14 protein-coding genes are annotated in these 17,407 nt (G+C 71.0%); 7 read left to right on the top strand and 7 right to left on the bottom strand.

Translation table 11 applies throughout. The features are described from left to right. The first annotated feature begins 9 nt into the window (after positions 1-9). Positions 10-903, top strand: a complete 894-nt coding sequence (locus ACFPZ3_RS10490) for a sigma-70 family RNA polymerase sigma factor (RefSeq protein ID WP_379513805.1) — start codon at positions 10-12, stop codon at positions 901-903. 323 nt (positions 904-1,226) lie between these two features. Here the strand turns inward: ACFPZ3_RS10490 and ilvD are convergent, their stop codons facing one another. Both ilvD and ACFPZ3_RS10480 read right to left on the bottom strand, forming a co-directional pair. Continuing rightward, positions 1,227-2,876 (bottom strand): dihydroxy-acid dehydratase, encoded by a 1,650-nt coding sequence (ilvD, locus tag ACFPZ3_RS10485; RefSeq protein ID WP_379513804.1) that lies wholly within the window; start codon positions 2,874-2,876, stop codon positions 1,227-1,229. Positions 2,877-2,950: 74 nt separating this feature from the next. Beyond that, positions 2,951-4,171, bottom strand: coding sequence for a saccharopine dehydrogenase family protein (locus ACFPZ3_RS10480; RefSeq protein WP_379513803.1), 1,221 nt, complete (start codon positions 4,169-4,171; stop codon positions 2,951-2,953). Between the two features lie 99 nt (positions 4,172-4,270). On the opposite strand from ACFPZ3_RS10480, the gene ACFPZ3_RS10475 reads away from it, so the two are divergent. Next, positions 4,271-4,969 (top strand): TetR/AcrR family transcriptional regulator, encoded by a 699-nt coding sequence (locus tag ACFPZ3_RS10475; RefSeq protein WP_379513802.1) that lies wholly within the window; start codon positions 4,271-4,273, stop codon positions 4,967-4,969. A gap of 222 nt (positions 4,970-5,191) precedes the next feature. Here ACFPZ3_RS10475 and ACFPZ3_RS10470 read toward each other — a convergent pair whose 3' ends face one another. The 5 genes from ACFPZ3_RS10470 to ACFPZ3_RS10450 all read right to left on the bottom strand — a co-directional run bounded on the left by ACFPZ3_RS10470 (position 5,192) and on the right by ACFPZ3_RS10450 (position 11,136). Next, positions 5,192-6,337, bottom strand: a complete 1,146-nt coding sequence (locus ACFPZ3_RS10470) for a hypothetical protein (protein ID WP_379513801.1) — start codon at positions 6,335-6,337, stop codon at positions 5,192-5,194. A gap of 69 nt (positions 6,338-6,406) precedes the next feature. Beyond that, positions 6,407-6,859, bottom strand: coding sequence for an NUDIX hydrolase (locus ACFPZ3_RS10465; RefSeq protein ID WP_379513800.1), 453 nt, complete (start codon positions 6,857-6,859; stop codon positions 6,407-6,409). Positions 6,860-6,967: 108 nt separating this feature from the next. Continuing rightward, positions 6,968-9,436 (bottom strand): Tex family protein, encoded by a 2,469-nt coding sequence (locus ACFPZ3_RS10460; RefSeq protein WP_379513799.1) that lies wholly within the window; start codon positions 9,434-9,436, stop codon positions 6,968-6,970. A 27-nt stretch (positions 9,437-9,463) separates the two neighbouring features. Then, positions 9,464-10,633: an amidohydrolase gene (locus ACFPZ3_RS10455; protein WP_379513798.1), complete on the bottom strand. Its 1,170-nt coding sequence runs from the start codon at positions 10,631-10,633 to the stop codon at positions 9,464-9,466. 68 nt (positions 10,634-10,701) lie between these two features. Continuing rightward, positions 10,702-11,136 (bottom strand): RpiB/LacA/LacB family sugar-phosphate isomerase, encoded by a 435-nt coding sequence (locus tag ACFPZ3_RS10450; RefSeq protein ID WP_379513797.1) that lies wholly within the window; start codon positions 11,134-11,136, stop codon positions 10,702-10,704. A gap of 66 nt (positions 11,137-11,202) precedes the next feature. Here ACFPZ3_RS10450 and ACFPZ3_RS10445 point away from each other — a divergent pair, with 66 nt between their 5' ends. From ACFPZ3_RS10445 to ACFPZ3_RS10425, 5 genes are read left to right on the top strand one after another with little or no spacing between them, the layout of a single operon-like run. Further along, complete coding sequence (locus tag ACFPZ3_RS10445) at positions 11,203-12,273, top strand: DUF917 domain-containing protein (RefSeq protein ID WP_379513796.1); 1,071 nt, start codon at positions 11,203-11,205, stop codon at positions 12,271-12,273. Further along, complete coding sequence (locus ACFPZ3_RS10440) at positions 12,266-13,834, top strand: hydantoinase/oxoprolinase N-terminal domain-containing protein (protein WP_379513795.1); 1,569 nt, start codon at positions 12,266-12,268, stop codon at positions 13,832-13,834. The genes ACFPZ3_RS10445 and ACFPZ3_RS10440 overlap by 8 nt, the downstream gene beginning before the upstream one ends. 23 nt (positions 13,835-13,857) lie before the next feature. Continuing rightward, entirely contained in the window at positions 13,858-15,462 is a 1,605-nt protein-coding gene (locus ACFPZ3_RS10435) for an ABC transporter substrate-binding protein (RefSeq protein ID WP_379513794.1), read from the top strand. 3 nt (positions 15,463-15,465) lie between these two features. Next, positions 15,466-16,482, top strand: coding sequence for an ABC transporter permease (locus ACFPZ3_RS10430; protein WP_379513793.1), 1,017 nt, complete (start codon positions 15,466-15,468; stop codon positions 16,480-16,482). Further along, entirely contained in the window at positions 16,479-17,390 is a 912-nt protein-coding gene (locus ACFPZ3_RS10425) for an ABC transporter permease (RefSeq protein ID WP_379513792.1), read from the top strand. The genes ACFPZ3_RS10430 and ACFPZ3_RS10425 overlap by 4 nt, the downstream gene beginning before the upstream one ends. Positions 17,391-17,407 lie beyond the last annotated feature (17 nt).

Genomic DNA, 17,407 nt, shown 5'->3' with positions numbered 1-17,407 from the left:
TGCCCGTGCATGTCGGCCGAAGAGCCCGACCTGCTCGGCATGTACCTGGAGCAGATCGGAAAGACCCCCTTGCTCTCCGCCGCGGACGAAGTGGATCTCGCCCGGCGGATCGAGGCAGGCCTGTACGCGGGCCATCTGATCGAGCGTGGTAAGGGCACGCCAGAACTGGAACGCGTCGCACGCGACGGGCGGCGCGCCAAGGACCTGCTGATCAGGTCCAACCTGCGGCTGGTGGTCTCCGCCGCCAGGCGCTACTCCTACCGGGGGCTGCCGCTGCTCGACATCATCCAGGAGGGCAACCTCGGGCTGATCAGGGCGGTGGAGAAGTTCGACTACAGGAGGGGATACAAGTTCTCGACGTACGGGATGTGGTGGATCAGGCAGGCCATCGAACGTGGCATCCACGACAAGAGCCGTACCGTAAGGCTTCCCATCCACGTCGCTGAGGAGCTGTCGCGGCTGATCAGGGTCGAGCGGCAACTCGCCGCCGAGCTCGGTCACGAGCCGACGGACGCCGAGCTGAGCGAGGCGTCCGAGCGGTCGCCCCGCCAGGTCGCGGCGTTACGCCGGCTCGGCCAGGAGATCGTCAGCCTGGATCTCCCGGTCGGGGAACACGGCGAGGGCCGGATCGGCGACATGATCGCCGACGACGACGGGCTGCAGGTGCACGAGCTGACCGAGCGGCACGCCCTGAGCGCCGAGCTGCGCCAGGTGGTCACGACGCTGCCGCCCAGGGAGGCGTTCGTGATCAAGCTGAGGTACGGCCTGAGCGGCCAGGACACTCAAACCTACACCGAGATCGCGGCGCATCTCGGGCTGACCAGGGAGCGCATCAGGCAACTGGAGAAACAGGCGCTGAGACGGCTCAGGCAAGGGGGACCGCTGCTGGCGTGGGCCTCATGAGCCGTTCGCCGGCCGTTCGCCAGGCGGGGAGCTGAGTCGGGGCCGGCCGCGTCGTGGCGCGGCCCCTTCGGCTCACGCGGTGACGAGGAGCGCCACGCCGATCAGCACCACGACCGGGACGACCCACATCACGGCCTCGAAAGCGAACTCCTTGTACATCGCGCAGGTCTCCTTCAGGTGAGGGCACAGCAAACGTCCTTGCGCAGCATAGCGGCCCCTGCCACCTGCTCGATCCCAGGTCTCAGGCTGCCCGGGCGCGGGCCGCTCAGGTCGCGCCGGAGCCCGGGGCCCCACGCCGCTCAGGTCGCGCCGGAGCTAGGGGCTCAGGCTGTGACGGCGCCGTCCGAGGCGGAGCCGACCGTGGCCACGTACTTGGTCAGCACCCCGCGCTCGACCTCCCGCTCGGGCCGCCGCCAGGACGCGCGCCGTGCGGCCAGTTCAGGCTCGGGCACCAGCAGGTCGAGGGTGCCGGCCGCGCTGTCGATCAGCACCGTGTCGCCGTCGCGGACCAGCGCGATCGGCCCGCCGTGGTACGCCTCCGGCGCCACGTGCCCGATCACCAGACCATGCGAGACCCCGCTGAACCGGCCGTCGGTGACCAGGGCCACCGAGGTCCCGAGTCCGCGGCCGACCAGGGGACCGGTGATCGAGAGCATCTCGCGCATGCCGGGGCCGCCCGCCGGGCCCTCGTACCGGACGACGATGACGTCACCGGCCACGATCCGGCCCTCCTGGATGGCCACGTAACAGTCGCTCTCGGAGTCGAACACCTTGGCCGGCCCCTCGTGGCGGAAGTCCTCCTTGCCGCCCAGCTTGAGCACGCACCCGTCCGGCGCCAGCGAGCCGCGCAGGATGGCCAGCGCGCCGCGCCGCTTGAACGGCTCCTCCGCGCTCGCCACGACCCGCTGGCCCGGCGTCTCCCGCGCGTCCGACGCCACGTCCGCCAGCGTGCGGCCGTCCACCAGCGTGACGTTCTCGCGCAGCAGCCCCGCTTCCAGCAGTCGCCGCACCACCAGCGAGGTGCCGCCGGCCCGCCACAGGTCGAGCGCCACGAAGTCGCCGCCGCTGGGCTTGAGCCCGGTGATGATCGGCACCTGGCGGCAGACCTCGCCGATCCGGTCGATCTCCAGCGGCAGCCCCGCCTCGCGGGCGATGGCCAGCAGGTGCAGCACGGCGTTGGTGGAGCCGCCCATGGCCGCCACCGACACGATCGCGTTGTGCAGGGCGTCCGCGGTGAGCACGCGTGAGGGGCGGGCGTCGCGGGCCAGCGCCTCCATGGCGATCTCCCCGACGCGCCGGGCCGCCGCGTTCTTCTCCTCCGCCACCGCCGGGATGTCGCCCACCCCGAACGGCGCCAGGCCGAGGAAGTCGGCGACCGTGCCCATGGTGTTGGCGGTGTACTGGGCGGCGCAGGTGCCGGCGCCAGGACAGGCGTGCTTGGCCAGGTCGTCCAGGTCGGCCTGGTCCATCCGGCCCACCTCGCGCTCGCCGAGCGCCTCCCACATGTCCTGGATGGTGACGTCGCGCCCGCGCCAGCGGCCGGGCATCATGCTGCCGCTGTACAGGACCACCGACGGCAGGTCCAGCCGGGCCAGCGCCATGATCGCGGCCGGAACGGTCTTGTCGCAGCCGACGATGGCCACCAGGGCGTCGAACTCGTGCGCGCGGCCCATCAGCTCGATCGAGTCGGCGATGACCTCGCGGCTGATCAGCGACGTGCGCATGCCGGGCGTGTGCATGGTCAGGTTGTCGGAGACCGCGATGGTGTTGAACTCCATCGGCAGCCCGCCGGCCGCCCGCACACCCTCGGCCACGTGGGCGGCCAGCTCGCGGTGGTTCAGGTTGCAGGGCATGGTGCCGGTCCAGGTGGAGGCGATGCCGACCACGGGGCGGCGCATCTCCTCCTCCGACATGCCCATGGCGTACAGGTGGGAGCGGGCCGGTGCGCGGTCGGGATCGTCGGCGATGCTCAAGAAATTCCTCCGATGGACGGGTTGGTGCACCTCAATGATCCAGTGCCCGGGTCCGCCGGCCGTCCCCGGCCCCCTCACTGCTCGCGCAGGCCCCATGGTGAGCCGTACTCGACCAGCAGATCCAGGAACGGGCGCGGCTCGAACGCCTCGGGCCCCAGCACGCCCGTGCCCTTCCAGACCCCGCCCGCCAGCAGCTCCAGCGCGATCACCGGGTTGACCGCGGTCTGCCAGACGACGGCCTGGGAGCCGTACTCGCGCATCGACCACTGGTTGTCCACCACGTGGTACAGGTAAACCTCCCGTGCCCGCCCGTCCTTGACGCCCTTCACCCAGGTGCCCGCGCACGTCTTGCCGCTCATGCGGTCGCCCAGCCCGGCCGGGTCGGGCAGCACGGCGGCGACCACGTCACGCGGCGACACCATGGCGGTGCCCCGGTCGGTCATGACCGACACCGGTTCCGTACGGTCCACGCCCAGCGCGTGCAGGGTCTTGAGGGTGCCGATGAACTCCTCGCCCAGGCCGTACTTGAACGTCACCCGCCGCGCCCGAATCCACCTGGGCACGAGCACGACCTCCTCGTGCTCGACGTTCACGCACTCCACGGGCCCGATGCCGTCGGGGAAGTCGAAGATCTCGGGCTCGCTGAACGGCTCCGTCGTGTACCAGCCGCGCTCCTTCTCGTAGATCAGCGGCGGGTTGAGGCACTCCTCGATGGTGGTCCAGATGGAGAAGGAGGGGGCGAAGTCGTAGCCCTCGACGGTCAGGTTCCCGCCGTCCCTGATGCCGATCTCCTCGATCTCGTCGAACAACTCGTCGGCGGCGTACCGGGCGAAGACGTCGGCCAGGCCGGGCTCCACTCCCATGCCGACCAGCGCCAGCCTGCCCTTCGCGGCCCACGTTCCCGACTGGGCGAACTGCTCGTCGCCGAGCTTGACCCCGACCTCCTCGTACGGGCGGAGGGGGTGCGGCTTGGACATCGACATGGCCATGTCGAGATAGTCGGCCCCGGCGGCGAGCGCCGCGTCGAACAGCGGCAGCACGAAACGCGGGTCGGTGGCGTTGAGCAGGACGTCGCAGCGGTGCTCGGCCAGCAGCGCGGTGACGGCCCGCGCGTCGGCGGCGTCGACCCCGGCCGGGGTGAACCTCGCGGCCCGCTCACCCAGCGCGGCGACGGCCGCCTTGGCGCGGGGGAGGTCGTAGTCGGCGACCACCATGTGGTCGAAGAACGGGCGGCGGGCGGCGATTCGGGTGATGGCCGTTCCCACGCCGCCGGCTCCCACGAGAAGGATACGCATGACGATAGATCCCCTTTTAACAGCGTTTTGGGGGCGTGTCGTTCATCCAATGCCCATAGGCTTGTCAACGTCAATGGCGTTGGCATAAGGGGGTTCTCGATGGCCAAGCGGGTGGTGCCCGAGGCGGGGCGACGGCGGCGGCGTCCCACCAAACGGGGGCAGGTGCTGACGCATGAGCTCATCGTCGAGACCGCGCTGCGCATGTTGCGCGAACACGGGGCGGCCGGACTGACCGCCCGCCGCCTGGGCCTGGCGCTCGGGGCGGACGCCAGCACCGTCTACCGGTACTTTCGGGGCATGGACGACCTGATCCTGGCGATCGCGGACGAACTGTTCCGCCACGCCATGGCCGACTGGGCGCCCACCGGCGACTGGCGTGCCGACCTACGCGGCCTCGGGCTGCGCATCCACCACGCCTACCAGGCCCACCCGCAGGCCGCCGCCCTCACCGCCAGCCGGGTCACGGGGCGGCCGAACGAGGTGGCCAGCGACGAGACCATCCTCGGGGTCCTGCGCGGGGCCGGGTTCGCGGATGGGGACGCGGTGCGGATCTACCACGCCTTCATCGACCAGAGCCTGGCCTTCGCCATCCTCGACGCCTCCACCCTCGCCCTGCCCCAGGCTTCGCGGGAGGCGGATGAGGAGGTGTGGCGGGACACATACGCCCACCTGCCCGCCCGCACCCACCCCAACATCGCCGCCACCGCGCCGCTGCTGGTGGCCCGCATGAACTCCAGCGCCTACCCGACGGCACTCGACATGCTGCTGTCCAGCGCGGCGGCCCAGCTCGAAGCGTAGGCCGGGCGGGGCGTCCGCCAAGGCCGGACGAGGCGGCCGCCTTGGTGGGCAGGGCGGCCGCCTTGGGTGGGCGGGGCGCTCGCCTTGGGTGGGCGGGGCGTCCGCCGGGGGCGTCCGCCGCCCCCATGCCCACGCCAGGTGCCTGTACGAGGCGCGTCCGGCGTCCGCCCGCTCACCTCTGCGGACGTGTTTCCTGCTGCACGCGCGCGGAGCTCGCCGTGTTCAGGGGTGACGGTTCTGGGCGAGGCGCTTGCCGAGTCCGGCCAGGGAGTCGTCGGCCATGAGGGCGGGCAGGCGGGGCACGTCCTCGTCGATCTGGCGCAACACCGCCGGCTGGTCGCCGCAGTAACGGCTCCAGGCCCGGACGACCTCCGGCATGGCGGCGATCGCATCCTCCGACAAGATCGCCTCACGCGGCAACCAGGACGTCAGGAACTGCGACACCCTCCCCGGACTCCACCACAACGGCCGATCCCCAACGAACTCGACAAGCTTCCCGAACGCCTCCCGCGCCCCCGGCAGTTCCGGCAAGTCCTGAAACGCGGCCACAGTGTCGTCGGTCACGGACAGGGCGCCGGTGTCGGCCACGGACAGGGCGCGGGCTAGGGCCAGAGGACGGATCATGGGCAATGTGTCGGCGACGGTAGCCCCCAGGATCCGATCGCCCAGTTCGAACGCGTCCAGGATCCGGCGTGCGACCACCTGCGGATTCGCCTTGCGCAAACCCAGGTCGTCGAGGAACTTCACCTCCTCGACGAGCGCGTCCACGGCCAGGCCACCCTGGGGTTGGTCGATGCCGGTGACGAGGATGTGGGCCTCCTTGCCGTTCTCGTACCGGAAGGCCAGAACCGCCAGAACCTGCTCGCCGTAGGGGTCGGCCTTGCCGTACCAACCGCCGTCGCAGCTCACCCGCCCCATCCGCCGCACCCACCCGGGCAGGCTGTCAGCCACCCCAGCCCCCGCCACGGTGTACGGCCGAGCTACCGCCGCGTCGCGGTCGCCGTCCTGCACGCTCGCGTCGTGGTCGTCGTCCAGCGCGCCCGCCTCGCGGTCGCCGTCTTGTTCCCTCGCGTCGCGGTCGTTGTCCTGCGCGTCGGGGTCGTGGTCGTCGTCCTGCGTGCCGACATAGCGGTCATCTTCGCGCGCGCTCACCTCGGCGGGCCCGTTGACCGCCGCCAGAGCAGCCAGAGCGAGGCGCGCCTCCTGACGGCCGTCCTCCTTCGCCCGCCGCAGGAACTCCGCCACCTTCCCGCCCGTCTCCAGCTCGGCCGTGAGCCGGGCCGCCCAGAGCTCGGTCCGCAGCGGAGAACGCCATCTGAGCAGGTCGCGGGCCTGAGTGATCGCCGTGTCGAACATCGTCGTGCTCACTTCTCAACCGTATCGCCGCACCACCACCCGCAGGCTCCGCTACGCGCTCAGCCGAAGCCCCCACGACGATCAGCTTCCAAGGGCCGATGCCGCACCGAGCAGGTGTGTACCGTCATGTTGGCGCACAGCGGGGAGGCCGGCGAAGCGCATGGCATCGAGGACACGTACGGCGAAGGCTTGATTCGCCAGCGATTGCACTTCGTCGGCGGTGACCCATCGGGCGGCTCGGGTTTCGTCGGTTTCCGTCAGATGGCCGGCGACGATGCGGCAGCGGAAGACGAGCGCGACGATACCCCGCAGCATGTGCTTGTACACGCCGGTCAGGGCGACGGGCTCCACATCGAGGCCGGTCTCCTCACGCACCTCACGTGTCAGGCCGGTGAGAATGTCCTCGTCCCGTTCAAGGACGCCTCCGGGGGCCTCCCAGTGATGGTTGTCCCGCCGCTGGATGAGCAGCGCCCTGCCATGGTCGTCGAGAATCACGCCCGCGACGCTGACAGAGTGGCGGCTGCTGTGATCCACGAACTACTCTTCACCTAGCTTCGGGCGTGTCGCGCATACCGACGTCACCTTGGCCAGGCGTACTGCCCGACATCGCAGGGCAGTACGCCATTCCGCCTCAGGCTGACGTCAACGCTTGTCGTCGGTCAGGCCTGCCTTGCGAAGGGCCTCGGCCATGGCGCCCGTCGGAGCGGGGCGGTCCTGGCGGCGCTGACCCCCGCGCTGACCGTCGCCCCGGCCGCGTCCGCCCTGACCACCGTCGCCGCGTCCGCCCTGGCCACGGCCCTGCTGGCCGTCGCCACGTCCGCCGTCGCCACGTCCAGCGTCGCCACGGCCACCACCACCGCGCGCGTCGCCACGGCCGCCGCCACCACCGGGCGTGTCGGTCCGGCTGCCGTCGCCCTTGCCCTGGCGGCCCGCGCCCTTGCGGGGACCCTCGCCACCGGACTCCGGCGTGGTCTCGTCGTCCAGGCGCAGGGTCAGGGAGATGCGCTTGCGCGGGATGTCCACGTCGAGAACCTTGATCCGGACGATGTCGCCGGGCTTGACCACGTCACGCGGGTCCTTGACGTAGTTGCGCGACATCGCCGACACGTGCACCAAGCCGTCCTGGTGCACGCCGACGTCGACGAACGCGCCGAACGCCGCCACGTTCGTGACCACGCCCTCCAGGATCATCCCGGACGTCAGGTCGGAGATCTTCTCCACGCCCTCCTTGAAGGTGGCCGTCTTGAAGGCGGGACGCGGGTCGCGGCCGGGCTTCTCCAGCTCGCGCAGGATGTCGGTGACCGTCGGGAGGCCGAAGGTGTCGTCGGTGAACTCCTGCGGCTTGAGCGAGCGCAGCGCCGCCGTGTTGCCGATCAGCGCCTGGAGGTCGGTCTTGGCCGAGGTGAGGATGCGCCGCACCACTGGATAGGACTCCGGGTGCACGCTGGACACGTCGAGCGGGTCGTCGCCGCCGGGGATGCGCAGGAAGCCCGCGCACTGCTCGAACGCCTTGGGCCCGAGCCTGGGCACGCTCTTCAGCGCGGAGCGGGTGCGGAAGGGGCCGTTGGAGTCGCGGTGGCGGACGATGCTCTCGGCCAGGGTGGAGCCGATGCCCGACACGCGGGTGAGCAGGGGCGCGGAGGCCGTGTTGACGTCGACGCCGACCGCGTTGACGCAGTCTTCGACGACCGCGTCGAGCGAGCGGGAGAGCTTGGACTCGGCCAGGTCGTGCTGGTATTGCCCGACGCCGATCGACTTGGGGTCGATCTTGACCAGCTCGGCCAGCGGATCCTGCAGCCGCCGGGCGATGGAGACGGCGCCGCGCAGCGACACGTCGAGCTCGGGCAGCTCCTGGGAGGCGAAGGCGGAGGCCGAGTAGACCGAGGCGCCCGCCTCCGACACCACGATCTTGGTGATCGACGTCATGTGCTGGACCAGCTCACCGGCCAGCTTGTCGGTCTCGCGGGAGGCCGTGCCGTTGCCGATGGCGATCAGCTCGACGCCGTGCCGCTGCGCGAGCGCGCCCAGCACCGCCAGCGACTGGTCCCACTGCCGCTTGGGCTCGTGCGGGTAGATGGTCGCGGTCTCCACGACCTTGCCCGTGGCGTCCACCACGGCGACCTTCACGCCTGTGCGGAGACCCGGGTCGAGCCCCATCGTGGCCCGGGTGCCCGCCGGTGCGGCGAGCAGCAGGTCGCGCAGGTTGGTCGCGAACACCCGCACCGCCTCTTCCTCGGCCGCCTGCCACAGCCGCATCCGCAGGTCGATGCCCAGATGCACGAGGATGCGGGTGCGCCAGGCCCAGCGCACGGTCTCGCCCAGCCACTTGTCGCCCGGGCGGCCCTGGTCGGAGACGCCGAACCGGGAGGCGATGCGCAGCTCGTAGTCGGGGCTGTCGTCGGGCTCGAGGACGACGGAGAGGATCTCCTCCTTCTCCCCCCTGAACATGGCCAGGATGCGATGCGAGGGCAGCTTCGTGAACGGCTCGCCGAACTCGAAGTAGTCGGAGAACTTGGCCCCCGCCTCCTCCTTGCCCTCCCGGACCTTCGACACCAGCCGTCCACGGCCCCAGAGCTGCTCGCGCAGGCCGCCGATGAGGTCGGCGTCCTCGGCGAAGCGCTCGATCAGGATCGCCCTGGCGCCTTCGAGCGCCGCGCCCGTGTCGGCCACGCCCTCGGTGACGAACCCCTGGGCCGTCGCCGCCGGGTCGAGCGTCGGGTCGGCGAGGAGCTGGTCGGCGAGCGGCTCAAGGCCCAGCTCGCGGGCGATCTGCGCCTTGGTGCGCCGCTTGGGCTTGTAGGGCAGGTAGATGTCCTCAAGCCTGGCCTTGGTCTCGGCCGCCATGATCTGCCCGCGCAGCTCGTCGTCGAGCTTGCCCTGGGACTCGATGGACTCCAGGATCGCCGTCCTGCGCTCCTCCAGCTCCCGCAGGTAGCGCAGCCGCTCCTCGAGCGTGCGCAACTGCGCGTCGTCGAGGGCGCCGGTGGCCTCTTTCCGGTATCGCGCGATGAACGGCACGGTCGAGCCGCCGTCGAGCAGCTCGACGGTGGCTTGCACCTGCCCGTCGCGTACGCCGAGCTCTGCCGCGATCCGTTGGTGAATAGAGAGCACTTGCCTGCCTTTCGATGGTCCCGCCGGTCAATTGTGCAGGACAACGCCGTTCTTCATGACCAGAGTGCGCGCAGGGTGAACGACCACGGCCTCCGCTGGACCGCCTGCGGGCACCACGACCAGATCGGCCCGGTCGCCCGGGGCCAGACCGTAGTCCTCCAGCGCCAGCGCCCGCGCCCCGCCATGGGTGGCCGCCTCCAGCGCCAGCTCGATGTCCTCGTCTCCGCGGAACGTGCTGCGGTAGGCGACGTGCATCGCCCGTTCGAGCATGTCGCCGCTGCCGTAGGGGCCCCACAGGTCGCGGATGCCGTCGTGCCCGCACGCCACGGTGACCCCGGCCGCCCGCAACGTCTTGATCGGCGGCACGGGGAAGGAGTAGACGGCGGCGGTCACGATCGCGACTCCCGCCTCGGCCAGGCCCTGGGCCAGGCGCTCCTGGTAGGCGGCGTCGAGCTGGCCCAGCGCGTAGGCGTGACTGACGGCCACCCGGCCGCCCAGCCCGAGCGCCTTCGTCCGCTCGATGATCAGCTCCAGCTCCCATCCGCCCAGCGAACCGCCGTCGTGCAGGTGGAGGTCGAGATGTGTGCCGTAGCGCCCGGCCAGGCCGAAGACCAGGTCGAGGTGGCGCACCGGGTCGCGGTCGATGCCGGCCGGGTCGAGCCCGCCCACCGCCTCCACCCCGCCCTTCAGCGCCTCCTCCAGCAGCTCGGCCGTGCCCGGGTTGGTGAGCACGCCGTGCTGGGGGAAGGCGACCTGGCGCACGTCGATGGGAGAGGCCGCCGCGGCCTCGCGCACGGCCTCCACGCCTCGCAACCCGACCACGGGGTCGATGTCGGTGTGGGAGCGCACATGCGTCGTCCCCGCCGCGCTCATGCGCTCCAGGAGCGCGGCGATCCGCGTCACGCTCGGCACGCCCAGCTCCGCGCGGCGGCCGAGGTCGTTGCCGATGCGCCCGGCCAGGGTGTCATCCGCGGAGTGCGGCACCCACGGGCCGCCGTAGAGGGTCTTGTCGAGGTGGCAGTGCGCCTCGACGAGGCCGGGCAGGATGAGCTGCCCCGCGATGTCGATGACCTGGGCTTGCGGCGCCTCGATGCCCGGCCCGACGCGCTCGATGCGCCCGTCGCGCACCAGGATGTCGGCGGGGCCCGTAGCGGTGGACCTCCAGGGGCGACCGCCGCGGAGCAGCACGTGGGTCATGCCAAGCACCCTAAAGGGCGGGACCGACGATTTCCGTGGCTCCACTGTGACGGTTCTGAAACCGGCGGTCAGATGGCGTCGAGGTGGGTGACGTTGGCGACGTCCGCGGAGTCCGTGCTCGGCCGCCCCTCCAGCCAGGCGTCCAGGATCTCCTTCAGCACCACGTCGGAGGTGAGCCGGAGGCTGAGGGCCAGCACGTTCGCGTCGTTCCACTTGCGGGCACCGCCGGCGGTGTAGGCGTCCACGCACAGCGCCGCGCGCACCCCGGGGACCTTGTTCGCCGCGATCGAGGCCCCTGTCCCGGTCCAGCAGCAGACGACCGCCTGCTCGGCCCGCCCCTCGCCGACGTCTCTGGCGGCCAGCTCGCAGGCCCACGCCCAGTCGTGGCGCTCCTCGTCGTCGAGCGCCCCGTGGGTCACCACCTCGTGCCCCCGCTCGCGCAGCTCCGCCACGACGCGCTCGGCCACTCCGTCCTTGCTGTCGGCCGCCACCGAAATCCGCATCCATCCATGTTCCCACGGTGCGCTGACTGGCGCGATGAGGTGGTATGTGCTTGGTTGTGGCGTCATATGAGCATTGACGAGAACGATATTCCCGCTCTCGCCCGCGGATGCGCCGTGCTGGGCACCGGCGGCGGGGGAGGCGTGCGTACCGGATCGCTGGCCGCGATCAGGGCCATCCGTGAGTACGGCGAGGTGCCGCTGGTCGAGCTGGCCGACCTGCCCGGCGACGCGCTGGTCGTGCCGCTGTCCGGCATCGGGGCGCCGACCGTCAGCCACGAGATGATCCACGGCGAGGACGAGCCGAAGCGCATCGCCGAGGAGGTCGAGCGGATCTTCGGCCGCCCGCCGAGCGCGATCATGTCCTCCGAGATCGGCGGCGCCAACGGGGTCGCGCCGGTCGCCTGGGCCGCCCAGCTCGGGGTGCCGCTGCTCGACGCCGACGGCATGGGACGAGCCTTCCCCGAGGTCCAGATGGTCTCCATGTACGTGGCGGGGCTCCCGGCAGATCTGGTGATCATGTCGGACGTCGCGGGCAACGTGGTCACCATCCGCCCGATCGACGGGCTCTGGTCGGAGCGCCTGGCCAGAGCCGTCTGCGTGGCGGCGGGGTCGCACGCCCTGATGGCCGACTACGTCCTCACCGCCGACCGGGCCAGGGGCGCGGTCATCGAGGGCACGGTCACCCGCGCCCTGGACGTCGGCCGGGCCACGGAGGGCGCGACGGACCCCCTCGAAGCCCTCAGAGACCGCCTCGGCGCCGCCAGGCTGATCACCGGCAAGCTGACCGACGTGGAACGGCGCACCACGGGCGGCTTCGTCCGCGGCACCGCCACGATCGAGGGCACCGGCGACGACAGGGGCCGCCGTCTGACCCTGGAGCTGCAGAACGAGAACCTGGTCGCGATCGAGGACGGCCGGGTACGCGCCATGGTGCCCGACCTCATCACCGTCGTGGACACCGAGACCGCCGACGCCGTGCAGACCGAGTCCCTCAGGTACGGCCAACGCGTCACGGTCCTCGCCTGGCCCTGCGACGCGCTCTGGCGCACCCCCAAGGGCCTGGAGACGGCCGGGCCGAGGGCGTTCGGATACGACCTGGACTACGTACCCGTCGAGGAGCTGACGGCGCATGGCTGACCTGCGGATAGGAATCGACGTCGGCGGCACGAACACCGACGCGGTGGTGCTCGGCGCCGAGGGCCGGGTGATCGCCAAGGCCAAGCGGCCGACCACCCCCGAGGTGACCGGCGGCCTGCGTGCGGCCCTGGACGCCGTGCTCGCCCAGCTCGACGACACGACGGACGTCACCCGCGTCATGCTGGGCACCACGCACGCCACGAACGCCATCCTGGAGCGGCGCGGACTCGGCCGGGTCGCCGTGCTGCGGCTCGGCGCGCCCGCCACCACCGCCGTGCCCCCGCTCTCCGACTGGCCGGCCGACCTGCGCAAGGTCGTCTCGGCCGGCGAGGCGATCGTGCCCGGCGGCCACTACGTGGACGGGCGCGAGATCAGCCCGCTCGACCTGGACGCCGTCCGCCGCTTCCTGGACGGCGTGGAGGCCGACGCGGTGGCCGTCACCGGCGTGTTCAGCCCCGCGGACGACGCCCATGAGCGGGCGGTCGGGGAGCTGATCAGGGCCGAGTACGGCCTGCCGGTGTCGGTGAGCCATGAGATCGGCTCACTCGGCCTGCTCGAACGCGAGAACGCGACCGTGCTGAACGCCGCCCTGTACGGCGTCGCCGCCCACGTCACCGACGCCCTCGTCACGGCCCTGGCCGAACGGAGGCTCGGGGCGAGGCCGTACCTGGCGCAGAACGACGGCACGCTCATGACCCTGGAGCACGCCGCCCGCCTGCCGGTCTCCACGATCGGCTCGGGCCCGGCGAACTCCCTGCGCGGCGCGGCGTACCTGTCGGGCGTGGCGGACGCGATCGTGGTGGACGTCGGCGGCACCTCCACCGACCTCGGCGTGCTGATCGGCGGTTTCCCGAGGGAGTCGGCGGCGGCGGTCGAGATCGGCGGGGTGCTGACCAACTTCCGCATGCCGGACATCCTGGCCATCGCGCTCGGCGGCGGGACCGTGGCGCGGAGCGAGGGCGTCGGGCCCGACTCGGTCGGCTACCGGATCACCGGCGAGGCCCTGATCTTCGGCGGCAGCACGGCGACGATGACGGACGCGGCCGTGCGGGCGGGCCGGATCCCGCGTGAGACCGAGGGCTGGCCGGAACGCCTGGAAGCGGCCATCCTGGCGTACGAACCCGACATGTCGGAAAGAATCGCAGACATTCTGCAAAGCGCGGTCGCCGTGGCCGACGAGATGATCATCGACGCCGTGGACCGCATGGCACTCGGCAGAACCGACCGGCCCCTGGTGGCGGTAGGGGGCGGGGCGTTCCTGCTGCCCGATCACATCCCCGGAGCGAGCCGGGTGATCCGCCCCGAGCACGCGGAGGTGGCCAACGCCGTGGGGGCCGCCATCGCACTCGCGAGCGGCAGAGTCGATACGATCTTGCCAGCGGGAGATAGCCGGTCAGATGCGATCGAAGGCGCCAAGGAGGAGGCGCGGGCGCGTGCCGTGGCGGCCGGGGCGGACCCCTCCAAGGTCGAGATCGTGGACCTCCTGGAGGTGCCGCTGAGCTACCTCTCCGAGCCCGCCGTACGGGTACACGTGAAAGCAGCCGGACCCCTCGCCCGGTGACACTTCGAAAGGATCCCCCCACCATGCGCTGGCACAAGCGTCTGCTCGTCGCCGGGGTAGCCGGTGTCCTGGCCCTGACCGCCTCCGCGTGCGCGGGCGGCCAGGTGCGCGGCGCCGGCGGGACGCCCCAGCCCTCGAACCCGGCCGGCGGTGGCACGCCCGCCGCCCAGGCCAACGACAGCACGTTCGTCTACGCGCCGAACCACGACGTGGTCACCGACTGGGACCCGGCCACCTCCTACTCCAACGAGATCATCGCGCTGTCGAACATCTACGAGGGCCTGACCAGGTACGACTCCGAGTCCAAGAAGGCCGTGCCGCGCCTGGCCACCGAGTGGACGTCGTCGGGCGACGGCAAGGAGTGGACGTTCAAGCTGCGGCAGGGCGTCAAGTTCCACTCCGGCGCCACGATGGACGCCGAGGCCGTCAAGAAGTCCATCGAGCGCACGATGGAGAAGAAGGGCGGCGCGGCCTACATCTGGGACCCGGTGGACAAGATCGAGGCCGTGGACGCGGGCACGCTGAAGTTCACCCTCAAGTACGCCGCCCCGCTCGACCTGGCCGCCTCCTCCGGCTACGCCGCCTGGATCTACGACGTGGACGCCGTGGACGCCGACGGCAAGAAGACCGCCGGCACCGGCCCGTACACGATCGACTCCTGGCAGAAGGGCAAGGAGAGCGAGCTCACGCTGAAGGCGTACGAGGACTACTGGGGCGGCTGGAAGCCGGAGCAGTACAAGAAGGTCACCTTCCGCGTCACGCCCGAGATCACCACCGCCTGGCAGTTGCTCCAGAAGGGCGAGGTGAACTTCGTCGAGCGCCTGAACCCGCAGCTCTTCGCCCAGGCGGGGGAGACGCGGAGTGTGCAGACGGCGGAGTCGCCGTCGTTCCAGAACCTGCTGGTGCTGTTCAACACGGCGGCGGGGCCGACCAAGGACGTCAGGGTACGGCAGGCGCTGCAGCTCGCGATCGACTACGACGGCCTGGCGGCGGCGCTGGAGGGCTCGGGCCAGAAGGCCAGCGGCCTGGTGCCCGAGGGCCTGCTCGGCCACGTCACCGGCATGGAGCCCAAGCAGGACCTGGCCAAGGCGCAGGCGTTGCTGGCCGAGGCGGGCTTCGGTCCCGACCTCGCCGAGCTCAAGCTCAACCTGACCTACGGCATCGGCGACGAGGACCAGAAGCTGCTGGTCACGCTGCTCAGCTCGGCGCTGAAGCGGCTCAACGTGACGCTGCAGGCCAAGCCCATGAACTGGAGCGCGCAGTGGGACCTGGGCAAGAAGGAGGGGCAGGACGTCTTCGTCATGTACTGGTATCCGGACTATCCGGACGCCTACTCCTGGTTCCTCAACGTGTTCAAGAGCGCTGACAAGCCGCAGTTCAACCTCTCCTACCTCAAGAACGGCGACATCGACTCGGCCATCGACAAGCTCCCAGAACTAACGGCAACGGACAAACTGGCAGCCGAGGACCAGTACGAGGACCTGCAAAAGAAGATCATCCAAGACCAGGCAGCGGTTGCGGTGCCTTATGTGCAGAAATACCAACGCGCCCTCTCCTCAGACATAAAGGGCTACAAGGACAACCCGGCCTACCCCAACGTCGTCTTCTTCTACGACCTCACGCGCTAGCGGATGCCCGCCTATCTGGCCCGCCGGCTCGGCCAGGCCCTCCTGGTCGTGGCCGGCGTGGTCGTGCTCACGTTCGCGGTCATGCGGCTGGTGCCCGGCGACCCCGCGGTGGCCTTCGCCGGGCCGAAGGCCACGCCCGAGCAGCTCGCCGCGGCCCGCGCGCGGTTCGGGCTGGACGACGCGCTGCCCGTCCAGCTCCTGAACTACGTGCGGGACCTGGTCACCGGCGACTGGGGCGTCAGCCTGCGTACCCGGCAGCCCGTGCGCGACGACCTCTACCTCGCCTTCCCCGCCTCTCTGGAGCTGGTCGGGACGGCTCTGCTCATCGCCGTCATCGCGGGCATCCCGCTCGGAGTGCTCGCCGCCCGCTACAAGACGAAATTTCCGGACTTCGGGGTGCGGTTCGGGAGCATGCTGGCCGTCTCCGTACCCGTCTTCTGGCTGGCCCTGGCGCTTCAGACGGTCTTCGCCAGCAACCTCGGCTGGTTCCCGATCGCCGGCGAGTACGACTCCACCCTCGACACCACCAGCCCCCTCACCCTCTGGACGAACATCACCGTCGTCGACGCCCTCATCACCGGCAACTGGCCCATCTTCACCAGCACCCTCGCCCACCTGGCGCTCCCGGCCCTGGTCGTGGCCGCCTACCCCACGGGGGTGATCGCCCAGATGACGAGGGCGGCGCTCATCGAGGAGTCCGGCCAGGACCACGCCAGGCTGGAGCGCGCGCTGGGCTTCGGCGAGACCTCCATCCTGACCAGGTTCGCCCTGAGACCGGCGCTCAATCCGGTGCTGTCGCTGATCGCCCTGGTCTTCGCGTACGCGATCGTCAACGGCTTCCTCGTCGAGGCCGTCTTCAACTGGCCGGGCCTGGGCCGCTACGCCGCCGAGTCGATCCGCTCGCTGGACACCCCGGCCATCGCTGGCGTCACCCTCCTGGTCGCCCTGGTGTACGTCCTGGCCAACCTGGTCGTGGACATCCTGCAGGGCTTCGTCGACCCCCGGACGAGGACGCGATGACGGAGACGACGACCGGCGCGCAACCGCTGCGCCGCACCCTGCCGAGGATCCCGGACCGGTTCGCCGCGTTCGGGGCGGTGCTCCTCGTGGTCGTGGTGCTGGCCGCGCTCCTGGCGCCGTGGCTGGCGCCGTACCCGATGGACGACCCGCGCCCGCTGGAGCGGCTGCTGCCGCCAAGCGGCGCCCACTGGTTCGGCACCGACCAGGTCGGGCGCGACGTGCTCACGCGCATCCTGTACGGCGGCCGCACCTCCCTGTTCATCGCCGTGGCCGTGCTCGCGGTCTCGGCGGCGGCCGGGGTCACGCTCGGTGTGGTCGCGGGCTACGCGGGCGGCTGGATCAGAGACGTGATCATGCGGGTCACGGACGTGTTCCTGGCCTTTCCCGCGCTGCTGCTCTCGCTGGCGCTGGCGGTCGTGCTGCAGCCCAGCGTGAACACCGTGATCCTGGCCATCGCGGTGACCTGGTGGCCGTGGTACACCCGGCTGGCCGCCTCCGTGGCCGCCTCGATCGCCACCCGCAGTTACGTGGACGCCGCCCGGTGCCTCGGCGTGCCCGCCCCGATGATCATCCTCAGGCACGTGCTGCCCAACTCGCTGACCCCCGTGCTGGTGCAGCTCTCGCTGGACGCGGGCGGGGTGATCCTGACCTCGGCGGCGCTGTCGTACCTGGGGCTGGGGGCGCAGGAGCCGACGGCGGAGTGGGGGCTGATGGTGCAGCAGGGGCAGACCCTGTTCACCACGAACTGGTGGGTGGTCACCTTTCCCGGGCTGGCGATCCTGGTGACGGCGTTCGCGTTCAACGTGCTGGGTGAAGGCTTGCGTAACGCGCTGGATCCCCGAGCGGAGGAGCTCGGCAGGAGAGAGCGACGAAGGAGCCAACGAGTGCCGAAGCGGCCGCGACCATGAGCACGCAGGGTGGTCAA

Source organism: Nonomuraea insulae (assembly GCF_042656245.1).
The sequence above is the reverse complement of the archived record's forward strand: the minus strand, read 5'-3'. Positions and strand labels throughout refer to the sequence as shown.

Bases quoted from the DNA above. Each gene is read 5' to 3' on its own strand.
- ACFPZ3_RS10490 (WP_379513805.1), top strand. From the start codon at position 10: ATGTCGGCCGAAGAGCCCGACCTGCTCGGCATGTACCTGGAGCAGATC.
- ACFPZ3_RS10480 (WP_379513803.1), bottom strand. From the start codon at position 4,171: ATGCGTATCCTTCTCGTGGGAGCCGGCGGCGTGGGAACGGCCATCACC.
- ACFPZ3_RS10475 (WP_379513802.1), top strand. From the start codon at position 4,271: ATGGCCAAGCGGGTGGTGCCCGAGGCGGGGCGACGGCGGCGGCGTCCC.
- ACFPZ3_RS10455 (WP_379513798.1), bottom strand. From the start codon at position 10,633: ATGACCCACGTGCTGCTCCGCGGCGGTCGCCCCTGGAGGTCCACCGCT.
- ACFPZ3_RS10450 (WP_379513797.1), bottom strand. From the start codon at position 11,136: ATGCGGATTTCGGTGGCGGCCGACAGCAAGGACGGAGTGGCCGAGCGC.
- ACFPZ3_RS10445 (WP_379513796.1), top strand. From the start codon at position 11,203: ATGAGCATTGACGAGAACGATATTCCCGCTCTCGCCCGCGGATGCGCC.
- ACFPZ3_RS10440 (WP_379513795.1), top strand. From the start codon at position 12,266: ATGGCTGACCTGCGGATAGGAATCGACGTCGGCGGCACGAACACCGAC.
- ACFPZ3_RS10435 (WP_379513794.1), top strand. From the start codon at position 13,858: ATGCGCTGGCACAAGCGTCTGCTCGTCGCCGGGGTAGCCGGTGTCCTG.
- ACFPZ3_RS10430 (WP_379513793.1), top strand. From the start codon at position 15,466: ATGCCCGCCTATCTGGCCCGCCGGCTCGGCCAGGCCCTCCTGGTCGTG.
- ACFPZ3_RS10425 (WP_379513792.1), top strand. From the start codon at position 16,479: ATGACGGAGACGACGACCGGCGCGCAACCGCTGCGCCGCACCCTGCCG.